The sequence below is a fragment of the Streptomyces harbinensis genome (genome assembly GCF_900116145.1).
In the GTDB taxonomy this organism is placed as follows: domain Bacteria; phylum Actinomycetota; class Actinomycetes; order Streptomycetales; family Streptomycetaceae; genus Streptomyces; species Streptomyces carpaticus.
The window spans coordinates 148,516-161,289 of record NZ_FPAB01000007.1; the positions used below are offsets into that span (position 1 = coordinate 148,516).

The following is a 12,774-nucleotide window of genomic DNA, read 5'->3' on the forward strand; positions in this document are numbered from 1 at the left end:
GGCATGACATCACCTCGCCCCCGGATCAGCAAGGCTGTCATCGCCGCCGCCGGGCTCGGTACACGCTTCCTCCCCGCCACCAAGGCCACCCCGAAGGAAATGCTGCCGGTGGTCGACCAGCCGGCCATCCAGTACGTGGTCGAGGAGGCCACCAGCGCCGGTCTCACCGATGTGCTGATGATCACCGGGCGCAACAAGCGTCCCCTCGAAGACCACTTCGACCGCAACTACGAGCTGGAGGACGCGCTGCGCCGCAAGGGGGATCTGGACCGGCTCTCCCGGGTCCAGGAGTCCACCGCGCTGGCCACCATGCACTACGTGCGCCAGGGCGACCCCAAGGGGCTCGGCCACGCCGTGCTGTGCGCCGCCCCGCACGTCGGCGACCAGGCGTTCGCGGTGCTGCTGGGCGACGACCTCATCGACCCGCGCGATCCGCTGCTGACCCGGATGACCGCCGTCCAGGAGGAGCGCGGCGGGTCCGTCATCGCGCTGATGGAGGTGGATCCCTCCCAGATCCACCTGTACGGCTGCGCGGCGGTCGAGGCCACCGGCCAGGACGGGGTGCACCGGGTCACCGGCCTGGTGGAGAAGCCGGACCCGGCCGACGCGCCCAGCAACCTCGCCGTCATCGGCCGCTACGTCCTGGACCCCGGCGTGTTCGAGGTGCTGCGCAAGACCCCGCCGGGGCGTGGCGGCGAGATCCAGCTGACCGACGCGCTGGAGACGATGGCCACCTCGCAGGTCAGCGGCGGCCCGGTGTACGGGGTGGTGTTCAAGGGCCGCAGGTACGACACGGGCGACCGCGCCGACTATCTGCGCACCATCGTCCGGCTGGCGTGCGAACGTGAGGACCTCGGGCCCGAGTTCCGGGCCTGGCTGAAGACCTATGTCAACGAGGAGATGCGGGCACTTGAGTGACCTGTGGTCGGTCGATGACCACCTTGCCGACATCCTGCGGGCGCTGCGCCCGCTCGACCCGATCGCCCTGCCGCTGCTGGACGCGGACGGCTGCGTGCTGACCGAGGACGTGACCGTCCCGGCCGCGCTGCCGCCGTTCGACAACAGCTCGATGGACGGGTACGCGGTGCGCGCCGCCGACGTGGCCGCCGCGACCGGGGAGCGGCCGGTGCGGCTGGCGGTGGTGGGGGAGAGCGCGGCGGGCGGCGTGGACGAACTGCCCGTGCTGCGGCCCGGGCAGGCGCTGCGCATCATGACCGGCGCGCCGCTGCCGGCCGGCGCCGACGCGGTGGTTCCGGTGGAGTGGACGGACGGCGGTCTCGGCGGCGGCCCGGTCGCGGCGATGCCGGCCGCGGATCTCCGGGAGGGCGCGCCGGTGCGGGTGCACCGGCCGGCCGCGCCCGGGGCGCACATCCGCCGGCGCGGCTCGGACGCTGCCGCCGGGACCCTGGCGCTGGCGGCCGGCACCGTGCTGGGGCCGGCGCAGCTGGGGCTGCTCGCGGCGCTCGGCCGGGCGCGGGTGGAGGTACGGCCGCGCCCGCGCGTGGTGGTGCTGTCCACCGGCAGCGAACTGGTGCCGCCCGGCACCCCGCTGGGTCCTGGGCAGATCCACGACTCCAACGGGTTCACGCTCACCGCCGCCGCCCGCGCCGCCGGGGCGGTGGCGTACCGGGCGGCCACCGTCGCGGACGAGCCGGAGCGGCTGCGGGCCGCGCTGGAGGACCAGCTCTCGCGCGCCGATCTGGTGATCACCAGCGGCGGGGTGAGCGTCGGCGCGTACGACGTGGTGAAGGAGGCGCTGCGCGGCAGCGTGGAGTTCCGGCGGCTGGCGATGCAGCCGGGCAAGCCGCAGGGGTTCGGCCTGGTGGGCCGGCAGCGGGTGCCGCTGCTGGCGCTGCCGGGGAACCCGGTCAGCTCCTACGTCTCCTTCGAGCTGTTCGTGCGGCCCGCGCTGCGGGCGCTGGCCGGGCATCCGCAGGTGGCGCGGCCCCGGGTGCGGGCGCGGCTGGTGTGCGACGCGCCGCTGACGTCCCCGGCGGGCCGCCGGCAGTATCTGCGCGGCGCGTACACGCCGCCCGCACCGGGCGAACGGCTCGGCACCGTACGGCCGGTGGGCGGGGCGAGTTCGCATCTGCTGGCCGCGCTCGCCCGCGCGGACGCGCTGATCGAGATCCCGGAGGCGGCGACGACGGCCGAGGCGGGCGCCGAGCTGACGGTGGTGCCGCTGGGCGGTGGCGGGCAGGAGTACGGTAGCTCCTCATGAGCAGCCCTCATCTGACCCATCTGGACGCCTCGGGCGCGGCCCGGATGGTGGACGTCTCGGCCAAGGACATCACCGTACGCACGGCGCGGGCCGTGGGGCGGGTGCGGGTCGCGCCCGCCGTGGTGGAGCTGCTGCGCGGCGCCGGGGTGCCGAAGGGGGACGCGCTGGCGGTCGCCCGGATCGCGGGCATCATGGGCGCCAAGCGCACCCCGGAGCTGATCCCGCTGTGCCACCCGCTGGCCCTGTCGGGGGTGGCGGTGGAGCTGACGGTGGCCGACGACGCGGTGGAGATCGCGGCGACGGTGCGCACCACGGACCGTACCGGGGTGGAGATGGAGGCGCTGACGGCGGTGTCGGTGGCGGCGCTGACCGTGGTGGACATGGTGAAGGCCGTGGACCCGGGCGCGGTCATCGACGGGGTGCGGGTGGAGGAGAAGACGGGCGGCAAGTCCGGGCGCTGGAGCCGCGCCGAATGAGCGCGGAGGCCCGTACGTACCGGGCGCTGGCGATCACGGCGTCCAACCGGGCGTCGGCCGGGGTGTACCCGGACCGGGGCGGGCCGCTGCTGGTGGCGGCGCTGCGCGAGTGGGGGTTCGCGGCGGAGGGGCCCGAGGTGGTGCCGGACGGCGATCCGGTGGCGGCGGCGCTGCGGGCGGCGGTGGCGGCGGAGTACGACCTGGTGCTGACCACGGGCGGCACCGGGCTGACGCCGGGGGACCGCACGCCGGAGGCCACCCGGTCGGTGATCGACTACGAGGTGCCGGGCATCGCGGAGGCGATCCGGGCGGCGGGGCTGGCGAAGGTGCCCACGGCGGCGCTCTCGCGCGGGCTGGCCGGGGTGGCGGGGCGGACGCTGATCGTGAACCTGCCGGGTTCGACGGGCGGGGTGCGCGACGGTCTGGCGGTGCTGGAGCCGCTGGCGCTGCACGCCGTGGAGCAGCTGCACGGCGGCGATCACCGGCCGTGAGCGTTTCCTGGCCCGTGGAGCTGCGGGACGGCGCGGTGGCGCTGCGTCCCATCCGCCAGCGCGATCAGCGGGTGTGGCGCGAGGTGAACCAGCGCAACCGGGACTGGCTGCGGCCGTGGGAGGCGACCATCCCGCCCCCGCCGCCCGGCCATCTGCCGGGCCACCGGCCGACGTACCGGCAGATGGTCCGGCATCTGCGCGCGGAGGCCCAGGCGGGCCGCATGCTGCCGTTCGTGGTGACGTACGAGGGGCGGCTGGCCGGGCAGCTGACGGTGGCGGGCATCACCTGGGGCTCGATGTGCTCGGCGCACATCGGGTACTGGATCGACCAGGACGTGGCGGGGCGCGGGGTGATGCCGGCGGCGGTGGCGCTGGTGACGGATCACTGTTTCCGTTCGGTGGGTCTCCATCGGGTGGAGATCTGCATCCGGCCGGAGAACGGTCCGTCGCGCCGGGTGGTGGAGAAGCTGGGGTTCCGGTCGGAGGGGTTGCGCCCGCGGTATCTGCACATCGACGGAGCGTGGCGGGATCATCTGATTTACGCGCTGACGGTGGAGGATGTGCCGGAAGGGCTGGTCGAGCGCTGGCACCGACGGACGGCGCAGCGCGAGAACAACAAATAGAACGCTTATTCGGATAACCCTTAACTGATCCATAAAATCCGAAGAAATGCCCGGTATGAGCCTCGGATCGTGCGACACACCGCGCTATTTGGCAGATGGACTCATGCAAACCCCTCTACCGTGTGAGCGTGAGCAGCAGTGGCCTCATCTTCGCAATGATCGTCGGGGCCTGGGCCGCGTACCTCGTGCCCATGTGGCTCCGCAGACAGGACGAGCTGAACGAGGCCCGTCCCACGGAACGCTTCAGCACCGCGATCCGGCTGCTGTCCGGCCGCGCGGCACTGGAGCGCCGCGCCGCCCGGCGTGCTGCGGAGGGGGACGCGAGCGGGGCCCGGGACGCCGACGTGCGCGCGTACGCCGAGCCGGTGACCACCGTCGCCGAGCCCCCGGCCGAGCCGGCGGCCCCCGAACCGGAGGCCGAACCCGAGCCGGAACCGGTCACGGCCGCCCGCGCCAAGGTCCTGGCGCGCCGGCGGCGCACCACCATGGTGCTGTTCGTGACCTTCGCGGGCAGCGGCATCTTCGCGCTGAGCGCCGGGGGCGGCTCCCTGTGGATCCCGGCGGTGCCGGGCCTGCTGCTCAGCGCGTACATCATCAACGTCCGGGCACGGGAGCGCCGCCGGTACGCGGTCGCCATGGACCGCCGCCGCGCCGAGGACGCCGCGCGACGCCTGCGCGAACGCACCCAGGCCAACGCGGCGTCCCGCCCCGAACAGCCCTCCCGGGCGGTGGTCGAGCAGACCGACCACGCCGAGTGGGTCGACCAGCAGCGCCGCCGCGGCCAGGCCGCCGAGGACGAGCCGGCCGGCTGGGAACCCGCCCCGGTGCCGCTCCCCACCTACGTGAGCGCCCCGGTGGCCCCCCGCACCACCCGCGGCGTGGACCTGGACGCCCCCGGCACCTGGAGCGCCGCCCGCTCCACCCCGGCCCAGCAGCCCCCGCAGCCCGCCCAGCAGCCCCCCCAGGCCACCCCGGGCCAGCCGGGACCGCAGCGCACCCCGCTCTTCGACCAGTTCGAGGAGGAGAACCACCCCCGGGCGGCCGGCGAATGACACCGGATTTCGGCCCGCCCCGGATCGGGTGCTATCGTTTTCCTCGTTGCAAGGGCCTGTAGCGCAGCCTGGTAGCGCATCTCGTTCGCAACGAGGGGGTCAGGGGTTCAAATCCCCTCAGGTCCACAACAAGGGCCGTTCCCAAGACCAGGTGGAACGGACAGGCGAAAGCCCCCGTCGAGTCAATCGACGGGGGCTTTCGCGTGCGTGCAAGCAGCGAAGTACAGCAACGACGTTCTGAGTTCGCTATCGGGGACCGTCGAGCTGCCGGCCCAGCTTTCTCAGCGCCTTCCGCGTCGCCTCCGACGGGACATGCGTGTACACCTCCATGGTGACCGCGATCTTGCTGTGCCGCAGGATCTGCATCGCGATGCGCGGGTGCACGTCCAGCGCTGCCAGGATCGACCCGCAGGTGTGCCGGGTGTCGTGCAGCCGGATACGTCGGACGCCGGCCCGGTCGGTCCGGGCGGCGAACTCACGGTTGAAGTTCCTCGGATCGATGGGCGTCCCGTTGCGGGTGGTGAACACAAACCCGGACTCATCCCACAGCTCTCCCGCCGCCTTCCGGGCCGACGCCTGGGTCTCCCTGCGGAGCCGCAGCGCCGCGACGCAGATGTCGGGCAGCGGTAGCAAGGCGGTGGACGCCTCGGTCTTGGTCTCGTCGTGCACCAGGCGCCGCTGAATGCGCTGCAAGGAGTGCTCGACGGTCAGCTCTCCCGCGTCCAGGTCCACACTGGCCCACGTGAGACCGAGGACTTCGCCCCGGCGGAGGCCGAGCACGAGGGTGAGGACGTACGCCGGGTAGAGCGGATCGCCGGCCGCCCGAGCCGCGTCCAGGAAGGTCCGCGCCTCGTCAACCGACCACGGCTGCGGCTTCTTCCGACGCACGGACCGCACCTTGACCAGGCCGGCCACGTTCTTGGCGATCATCTCCTCGGTCATGGCGTGTGTGAGCGCCGACCGCAGCACCGTCCGAGCGTCCTGCACCGTCCGCCGGGAGGGCACCCGCTGGCAGCACCGGCCCACCGCGCAGCAGTGCTGCCGCTGGCGAGGGTCGCGGTGGCGCTCCGGACGCTTGGCGTCCCGACCCTGGGCACAGCACTGGCACTGCACCATCAAGTCGTTGATCCACTTCCGGACGTCCCGGACCGTGAGCTTGTCGAGCCGCTTCGCCCCGAGGCCGGGCGTGATGTAGAGGCGGACGTGCATCGCGTAGGTCTCTGTGGTCTTGGGCTTCAGCTCAGGCTGCACCACCTCACGGAGCCAGTACGCCAGGTACTGGCCGAGCGTCGGAACGGCCGTGGCGACCGGCCCCTTGGCGGCTTCCGAGTGGAGCTTGATCCACTTCTCGTGGACGGCCGTCCGGGTAGGTCCGTAGGCGTACTTGCGGGTGCGTTTGCCTTCGGGGGTGGTGACCCAGACGTAGGCGGCGAAGCCGTTGCGGTAGGGGTAGATCGAGCCTTCGCCGTTGCTTCGCTTGCCGCTCATGCCACACGCTCCCCGAAGGTGTCGGCGGTGCAGCGCTCGACGTATTCGTCGACCCAGGCCGGGAGGATGCGGCGGTTGCGGCCGATCTTGACCGAGCGGATCTCTCCGGTGAGGACGAGCATCTTGGTCTTGGAGAGCCCGAAGCCGAGCATGGCGGCCACTTCGGCCGTGGTGTGCCACTTCCGGGTGATAGTGGTCATCGCGCGGGTTCTCCTTCGGTTCCAAGGGCGGGGGTGAGCGAGGCGGACAGCCACTTCTCGGCCGCTGAGAGTCCGGTGCCGGTGTAGGTCCAGTGGGCGAGGACGAGAGTGGTGTCGCCGGGGCCGTGAGCGAGGCCCGCTTGCTGGCGGCGCCATTCGGCGCGGGCGACGCGGAGGGCGCCGAGGGTGGTGGAATAGCGCCGGGATTTGGTGGAGAAGTGACCGCGGAACCCGAGCATGTGGGCCCAGGCCCGCAGGCGGAGGTGTTCCAGGTCGGTGCGGGCGCCGAGGGTCCAAGCGGTGCGGATGAGGCTGCGTGCGTGGTCGGTGATGTTGAGCGGGGCGAGTTCGGCGAGGAACTTCAGCGGCCGATCGAGGGCACCGGTGGCCGTCTCGGCCCCTTTGGTCGCGTACTTGGCGATGTAGCCGGCGACAGCCCGTTCGGTGAGGGCGGTGCCGTGGTCGAAGTCCGCGCTGCGGATGGTGCGGATGTCGAGCTGGCGGCCGAAGACGAAGCGGTGGGCCCGTCCGTCGAGGACAGGGCCGTTAACGGTGGCAGCCGAGGCGGCGGCCCGGATCGCGTCGGTCAGCAGCGTGGCGGTGGCCCAGCCCGGTGGGGGCGTGTGTCCGCCGCCGGGACCGTCGAGACGGATGACGGCGTGGAAGTGGATGGCCCCGCGCTTTTGGTACTCGGCGACCTTGGCGAAGGAGACGCGGGCATGGTCGGCGAAGGCCCGCTGTGTCAGCCCGGCTCGCTTGGCGATCTCCCGGCGGAGGTAGATGGTGAAGCGCCGCCACAGGGCCCCGGCGTGCGCGTTCCACAGGACGGCGGCTTCGTAGTCGTAGCGGTCGGGGTCGATGGGGGTGCCGAGTGCTTCGTCGGCCGGGTCGTGTGGGGTGCCGCAGCGGCAGGCCAGCCGGTCGCTGCGGCGGTTGTGGACGGGCCCGAAGCCGGGTGCGGTGAAGGTGGCGAACACGCGCGGGTGGGTGCCGACGACTTCTGGTGTGCCCTTGCCACCCCGTAGTCCGGAGGTGATCAGGTGGTAGGTGTCGCGGCGGTAGGTCTCGGCGCAGGCCGTGCAGCGGGTCGCGCGGCGGTTGTTGCAGCGGGTGAGGAGCTGGCCGGCGGGCAGGTCGGCGGAGTCCAGGTGGTGCAGGACGGGGCCGATTTCGCCGGTGTTGGTGTCGAGATGGTGTTCGGTGCGGTGGCCCGTGAGACGGATGGGCCGGGTGCAGCCACCGAGCCCGGAGAGCTGACGGCCGAGGGCGGGCAGGATGCCTGTCGCGGCCAGGTTGCCGAGTTCGGGCAGCGGCGGCGGGACGGCGGGGGTGATGATGGGACTTCTCCTTTGCGGCGATTGGTCGTGAGGAGTTGGGCCCCGGGGCGGCGGATGCTTGGCGGTATCGGCGCCGCCCCGGGGTTTTCTGCTGAGTGGGTGATCCGGTGGGTCAGTCGCTGTCGCCGTTGACGATGTCGACGCCGGAACGCGTACCGGAGTCGACGACGGGGGCGAGCGAGGTGTCGGCGAGGTAGAAGCCGAAGAGCGCGATGACGACGACGAGCCACGGGCGGACACCCAGGAACCGGATGGAGCCCCAGGCGACCAGGCCGAGGACCAGGACGAGCGGCAGGCTGACGGTCACGGGAGGTGTTCCTTTCAGCGGACGGGGCAGCGGTGGGTGCGGGCGGCGAGTTCGGCGGCGGACCGGGTGTCGTACTCGGCGGAGAAGCCACAGCGCGGTGCGGTCCAGGCGGCGGTGTGCTTCTCACGGCCCCGGCGGTCGTTGGCGGTGCCGACCTGGACGGGACCGATCCTGACGAGGTCACGGAAGCGGTGTAAGCGGGCCACGAGGGCTCCCTTCAGAGGCGGCGTGCGGATGGATTCGGCGAAGGGCTCGGGGACGCTGAGACGGGCGCGCAGCGTCGGCGTGTCGATCGGTGTGCCGGTCCGGGCGAGGTGTTCGGCGGCGACTTTGCGGGCGTGCTCCAGCAGCGCGGCGGGAACAGCGACTTCCTGCGGCCTCTCCGTCGGCTCCGACACGGCTGGCGGGTCGAGAGGTGGCCCGGTGGCCGGGGCGGATACGGCAGGCCGTTCTTCTACCGGCGAGGCGGGTGGGAGCGGGTGTGGGGTGTGGGCGAGGAGGGTGCCGCCGAGGAAAGCGACAGCGGGCCAGCCGGCGACGAGGATGCGCAGCCACACGGGTACGTCGTCGAGGTCAAGGAGGCCGGCGGTGGCGAGGTTGGCGCCCAGGGACGCGGTCAGGGCGATCAGGAACCAGCACCAACCGGCGGTCTTTCCCGTGTCGCTGGTGCGCAGGCGTCGCCAAGCGGCGACCAGGAGCAGGTCTACGGAGATCGGGTAGGCCCAGGCTTTCCAGCCGTCCTGTCCGGCCGCCGCCGTTAGGTCGTGAATGTGGGCGAAGGACAGTGCGGCGGCGATGACGGCGTGGACCAGGACGGCATCCACGCGGGCCAGACGGGCACGCACGGGGCACCTCCCTTCCTGTTTTCGGCATGGCGGGGCAGGGGAGTGGCACAGCGGAATCGCGGTGTGGTCAGGCCGGAAGGCCGCCGGCCTCAACCGCAGTGGACCGGCTTGAACGGCGCCAGTTCGGGGAGCTCCGGCACCAGGTGCGCGGTCTTGACGCAGCGGTCGGCGGCATCGGCCAGAGACAGATACGGGGTGCGGATGCGAGACCAGCCGCCGGAGGTATCCCCCGCGACAGCGGTACCGGGACGGTCGGCGGGGACGGAACACGCGGCGATGACCGCTTCGGGGGCGATGTCGCCCAGTGCCATCTTCGCCGACGCCTCATCGTTCACGCGGTGGCAGACCCGGCCGCTCAACTGAGCCCGCAGCATCGTGGCGCCCTTGCCCAGCTCGGCGCCGAAGCGCTGACCGCAGACCTCCAGATAGATCCCGGCGGCACGGCCGAGCTGAGCGAGCCGGATGAGCTGAGTGACCATCTTGTCCCGGCGTTCCTCGTCCTTGCGGGTCGCCGTCAGGAACAGCTCGGCCACCTCATCGACGAACACCACCACCGGCACCGGCCGTTCTTCCTCCGGCAGGCCCCAGATATCGGAAGTGATCGCTTGGTCCGGCGTGCCGACTGGGATGTTCTGCCGGTTACGGATCAGGTCGTAGCGTCGGTCCATGAGCCGCACCAGCACAGAGAGCAGTTCGGCCGCCTCCGCCGGGTCGGTCGCCAGCGCGGAGAGCCGGGAGGCGAACGGCGCCAGCTCCACGCCTCGCTTGCAGTCGATACCGACCAGGGCGACATCCTGTCCGGCCAGGCCGGCCACCAGGTGCCGCAGGTACATGGACTTCCCCGACAGCGTCGCACCGAGCGTGAGCTGATGGGGAATCGCCCGATAGTCGCGGACGAACGCCGTCGCGTCCTCCCACAGGGCGACCGGCACCCGCAGATACCCGCCGTGAATGTGGCGGGACATGCGGACGTCCTTCAGCACGTCGAAGCCGACCAGCCGCAGTTCGACCGTGCCCGGCCGTATCTCCGACACGTGGACGGCATGAACGCCCCAGGCGTGCCGCAGCCGTTCCGCAGAGGCGGCCACATCCGCCACCTCTTGGCCGGCGGCCAGCCGCAGACGAAGCCGCAACCCGGTCGACGTGGGCCACAGGAGCCCGCGACCGGGCGGAACCGGCCGAACTTCACGCCGGGTCGCGGCCCGCACTGCCAGGGTCCGCAGCCGGGACGGCGCAACCGTCAGCCCACAGGCATCCATCACCGAGCCGTAGGAACCCAACAGCCGCACCGTGGACAGCGGCAGCCCCACCCGCGGACCAGTACACGGAAGGACACTTCTCCCGGGCCACAGCCACCGTCCCACCCATCACAGCGAGCGGCCCGCCAACCCCGGACACGGTCAGCAGCTCAGACACCTCAGACCCCCGCCGGAACCGGGAACGCCGCCGGAGACCGCAGCAGCCCGGTAGGCGATGCCGTGCCGCTCCTGACCGTTGAAGACCGACTCCCAAGGCCGCGCGACCAGCCCCGGCAGGGACACCGGAGCCCCGAGCGCCAGCCCTTCGGAGACCCCGCTCTCCGGCACGGTGACCAGGATCAGCGAGGACTCACCGTCCTCGATGTAAACAACACCGATCCGCATCAGGTCTCACCGCTGACAGGGTCCTTGGCGATCTCCCCGGTCTGCCGGTCCCGCACCTTCGGCGCAGGAGCTTCGGTCAGCAAGATCGTCGCAGCGGACGTCTCGACACGAATGGAACGCATGATGAGTTCTCCCTTGTGCAGCACCCAAATAAGGGCGCAATAGATCACTAAGTGGTGCACATGGGGAGGTTGACCGTATACGGGTCGGACGCGATACGCTCAGGGAGCGTTGATGCCAAAGGCGCGCCCGGCCTGAGTGGGCTGCCTCCCGCTCAGGCCACATTCATCTCTGTGGCCGTACTCCCGCGCCGGACAGGTCTGCCTTCCTGACCGGCGCGTTCGCATGTCCGCAAGTCCTCCCCGCCGGATGCGAGGAGGTGAGTGCTGACAGTGTCCACAGTAACCCGCACCTGAAGTACTGTCTAGTACTTCAAGTACCAGTTCGCATTTCTTGTACGCCCAACTCCCCTGCCAGTGCTCGTAGCTGATCGGACGGCAGCGGACTCATGGCCACGAGATCGGCGACGAGCTGCCTGACGGCGGGCTTCGCGCGGAACATCTCTGGCAGCAACTCGCGCACGTTGCTGAGGGAGTGGACGGCCCTGTCGATCTGGCGGCGTTGGGCGTGGGCTTTGGCGAGGTCGATGCCGAAGCGTGCCTGGCGTTCCGAGGACAGGTCGGATGGGTCCACGCTCTCGGCGGCGCGCAGGGCTACTCCAGCGTCGCCCAGGTCGACGGCCACGGCGACTTCGTGGAGCGCGACATTGGTGGGGCCGAACTCGGTGTTGTAGTCGTTGCGTCCGTCGCCAATTCGATCGGCTAGCTCCTTGGCCTCCCGAAGATGCGTGTATGCCTCGTCGGCGTGGTTGAGGCGGCCGGCGGCGAGCGCGCGCTGAAGGGTGAGGGCGCCGCGCAGCGCGATGGCTTCTGGTTCACCGCCGTCGGCCAGGGGGGCAAGCGCGTCAGCCGCGCTGCCGGAGACCTGGGCGGCTTGGTCGTAGTGGCGTGCCCCGAGGAAGACGATTGACAGCCTGAACTCGCCGGCCGCCATCAGCAGCGGATCTCCTGCCCGCTCAGCTGCGACGACGGCGCGGTCGACAGCGATCCACGCCGCTTCGGGCTCTCCCATGTTCGCGAGGGCCGCACTGCACGTGTGGTACATCGAGGCCAACAGCCGGAAGAGTCCGGGGCGTTCTCCGTCACTGCCGGCACGAGTGGCTGACTCCAGTCGCGGAACCAGACCTTCGAGCAGCTCCGCCAGGTCCGCGTAGTTGCCTTCGTGTGTCAGCGACCAAGCTCGATCGACATCGGTGCGCAGAGCGGGGATGTCCGGCGATTCCGGCTGGCCGAGGATGGCCTTCAGGGAGTGCGCGGAGCTGAGCACGAGCCGGAGACGGCTCGCACCGGGTGCCTCGTGCTCCGTCACCGAGGCGACGATCGGAGCCTCGGCGGCCAACTCGGCGACCGGCAGGTCCAGGACCTCGGCGACCTTCTCTAGGACCGTCATTCGGTCGATGCGGCGCACGCCCCGTTCCACTTGGGAGACCCAGGCTTCCGACCGGTCCAGCAGGCCGGCGAACTCCTTCTGGGACAGCCCGCGCCGCTTGCGGTTGAACGCGATCTTGCGGCCGAGGGTCTTCTCGTAGTCAGTGCTCAACGTCCACACCCTTGCCGGACACGAAGTCCAGGCGGTCGACCTCAGTCGAGGCGAGGTACTGCTCCCGCTCGGCGAGGAAGGAGCGCACGTAGTCCTGCGACTCGTGCGTGTCGAAGGCTGCCACGTCGCGGTACAGCTCGTAGAAGATCCGCTCCAGCGGCCGCCCGTCAACACGGTGCACGGTGTAGATCACCGTTCCCGGCTCGTTCGCACGAATCTGCTCCCCGGTCCGCGCGACCAGTTCATCGAACGCAGCGGCTGCGGCCTCGTCCTTACAGGTGAACCGCACCATCAATCCGAACATCGGGGTTCCTCTCTCGTCGACGTACGCGCCGGGCATCGCGCCACCGCGCACGCTATGCGGGCATCACCCGCACGAAAAGTACGATCTCGCACTTTCGCAACGCACATTTTTAGTACAGTGCTAGTACT

13 protein-coding genes, 1 tRNA gene and 3 pseudogenes are annotated in these 12,774 nt (G+C 71.1%); 7 read left to right on the forward strand and 10 right to left on the reverse strand.

The genetic code is table 11. The features are described from left to right. The first annotated feature begins 3 nt into the window (after positions 1 to 3). From galU to BM385_RS19965, 7 genes are all read left to right on the forward strand, one after another. On the forward strand, positions 4 to 918 hold the full coding sequence (gene galU / locus BM385_RS19935; RefSeq protein WP_026047380.1) for a UTP--glucose-1-phosphate uridylyltransferase GalU: 915 nt from the start codon (positions 4 to 6) through the stop codon (positions 916 to 918). Next, complete coding sequence (gene glp / locus BM385_RS19940; protein ID WP_019433494.1) at positions 911 to 2,221, forward strand: molybdotransferase-like divisome protein Glp; 1,311 nt, start codon at positions 911 to 913, stop codon at positions 2,219 to 2,221. The genes galU and glp overlap by 8 nt, the downstream gene beginning before the upstream one ends. Further along, positions 2,218 to 2,697, forward strand: a complete 480-nt coding sequence (gene moaC / locus BM385_RS19945; RefSeq protein WP_019433495.1) for a cyclic pyranopterin monophosphate synthase MoaC — start codon at positions 2,218 to 2,220, stop codon at positions 2,695 to 2,697. The genes glp and moaC overlap by 4 nt, the downstream gene beginning before the upstream one ends. Continuing rightward, on the forward strand, positions 2,694 to 3,188 hold the full coding sequence (locus BM385_RS19950; RefSeq protein ID WP_019433496.1) for a MogA/MoaB family molybdenum cofactor biosynthesis protein: 495 nt from the start codon (positions 2,694 to 2,696) through the stop codon (positions 3,186 to 3,188). The genes moaC and BM385_RS19950 overlap by 4 nt, the downstream gene beginning before the upstream one ends. Next, positions 3,185 to 3,811, forward strand: a complete 627-nt coding sequence (locus BM385_RS19955; protein WP_093843876.1) for a GNAT family N-acetyltransferase — start codon at positions 3,185 to 3,187, stop codon at positions 3,809 to 3,811. Before BM385_RS19950 ends, BM385_RS19955 begins: the two co-directional genes overlap by 4 nt. A gap of 128 nt (positions 3,812 to 3,939) precedes the next feature. Continuing rightward, the gene (sepX, locus tag BM385_RS19960; RefSeq protein ID WP_026047381.1) at positions 3,940 to 4,863 is read left to right on the forward strand and encodes a divisome protein SepX/GlpR; all 924 of its coding nucleotides are present in this window, start codon (positions 3,940 to 3,942) and stop codon (positions 4,861 to 4,863) included. Between the two features lie 52 nt (positions 4,864 to 4,915). Next, positions 4,916 to 4,989: transfer RNA gene (locus BM385_RS19965), tRNA-Ala, on the forward strand. Between the two features lie 120 nt (positions 4,990 to 5,109). Here BM385_RS19965 and BM385_RS19970 read toward each other — a convergent pair. The 10 genes and pseudogenes from BM385_RS19970 to BM385_RS20010 all read right to left on the reverse strand — a co-directional run bounded on the left by BM385_RS19970 (position 5,110) and on the right by BM385_RS20010 (position 12,646). Beyond that, positions 5,110 to 6,351: a site-specific integrase gene (locus tag BM385_RS19970; RefSeq protein WP_093843877.1), complete on the reverse strand. Its 1,242-nt coding sequence runs from the start codon at positions 6,349 to 6,351 to the stop codon at positions 5,110 to 5,112. After that, on the reverse strand, positions 6,348 to 6,551 hold the full coding sequence (locus tag BM385_RS19975) for an excisionase family DNA-binding protein (RefSeq protein ID WP_093843878.1): 204 nt from the start codon (positions 6,549 to 6,551) through the stop codon (positions 6,348 to 6,350). The genes BM385_RS19970 and BM385_RS19975 overlap by 4 nt, the downstream gene beginning before the upstream one ends. After that, positions 6,548 to 7,861 carry a replication initiator gene (locus BM385_RS19980; protein WP_093843979.1) on the reverse strand — a complete coding sequence of 438 codons (1,314 nt, stop codon included), beginning with the start codon at positions 7,859 to 7,861 and terminating at the stop codon, positions 6,548 to 6,550. Before BM385_RS19980 ends, BM385_RS19975 begins: the two co-directional genes overlap by 4 nt. A 139-nt stretch (positions 7,862 to 8,000) precedes the next feature. Beyond that, complete coding sequence (locus BM385_RS19985; protein WP_093843879.1) at positions 8,001 to 8,195, reverse strand: hypothetical protein; 195 nt, start codon at positions 8,193 to 8,195, stop codon at positions 8,001 to 8,003. Between the two features lie 14 nt (positions 8,196 to 8,209). Further along, positions 8,210 to 8,401 (reverse strand): mobile element transfer protein, encoded by a 192-nt coding sequence (locus BM385_RS27930; RefSeq protein ID WP_175543058.1) that lies wholly within the window; start codon positions 8,399 to 8,401, stop codon positions 8,210 to 8,212. A 27-nt stretch (positions 8,402 to 8,428) separates the two neighbouring features. After that, positions 8,429 to 9,040 (reverse strand): annotated as a pseudogene (locus BM385_RS19990) (DUF2637 domain-containing protein); the annotation flags it as partial. Positions 9,041 to 9,129: 89 nt separating this feature from the next. After that, positions 9,130 to 10,408 (reverse strand): annotated as a pseudogene (locus BM385_RS19995) (FtsK/SpoIIIE domain-containing protein). 49 nt (positions 10,409 to 10,457) lie between these two features. Continuing rightward, positions 10,458 to 10,805: pseudogene (locus BM385_RS20000) on the reverse strand (SCO3933 family regulatory protein). A gap of 310 nt (positions 10,806 to 11,115) precedes the next feature. Then, positions 11,116 to 12,351: a helix-turn-helix domain-containing protein gene (locus tag BM385_RS20005; RefSeq protein WP_254791671.1), complete on the reverse strand. Its 1,236-nt coding sequence runs from the start codon at positions 12,349 to 12,351 to the stop codon at positions 11,116 to 11,118. After that, entirely contained in the window at positions 12,332 to 12,646 is a 315-nt protein-coding gene (locus tag BM385_RS20010) for a putative quinol monooxygenase (RefSeq protein WP_093843881.1), read from the reverse strand. Before BM385_RS20010 ends, BM385_RS20005 begins: the two co-directional genes overlap by 20 nt. Between the last annotated feature and the right edge of the window lie 128 nt (positions 12,647 to 12,774).

Bases quoted from the DNA above. Each gene is read 5' to 3' on its own strand.
- galU (WP_026047380.1), top strand. From the start codon at position 4: ATGACATCACCTCGCCCCCGGATCAGCAAGGCTGTCATCGCCGCCGCC.
- moaC (WP_019433495.1), top strand. From the start codon at position 2,218: ATGAGCAGCCCTCATCTGACCCATCTGGACGCCTCGGGCGCGGCCCGG.
- BM385_RS19950 (WP_019433496.1), top strand. From the start codon at position 2,694: ATGAGCGCGGAGGCCCGTACGTACCGGGCGCTGGCGATCACGGCGTCC.
- BM385_RS19970 (WP_093843877.1), bottom strand. From the start codon at position 6,351: ATGAGCGGCAAGCGAAGCAACGGCGAAGGCTCGATCTACCCCTACCGC.
- BM385_RS19975 (WP_093843878.1), bottom strand. From the start codon at position 6,551: ATGACCACTATCACCCGGAAGTGGCACACCACGGCCGAAGTGGCCGCC.
- BM385_RS20010 (WP_093843881.1), bottom strand. From the start codon at position 12,646: ATGTTCGGATTGATGGTGCGGTTCACCTGTAAGGACGAGGCCGCAGCC.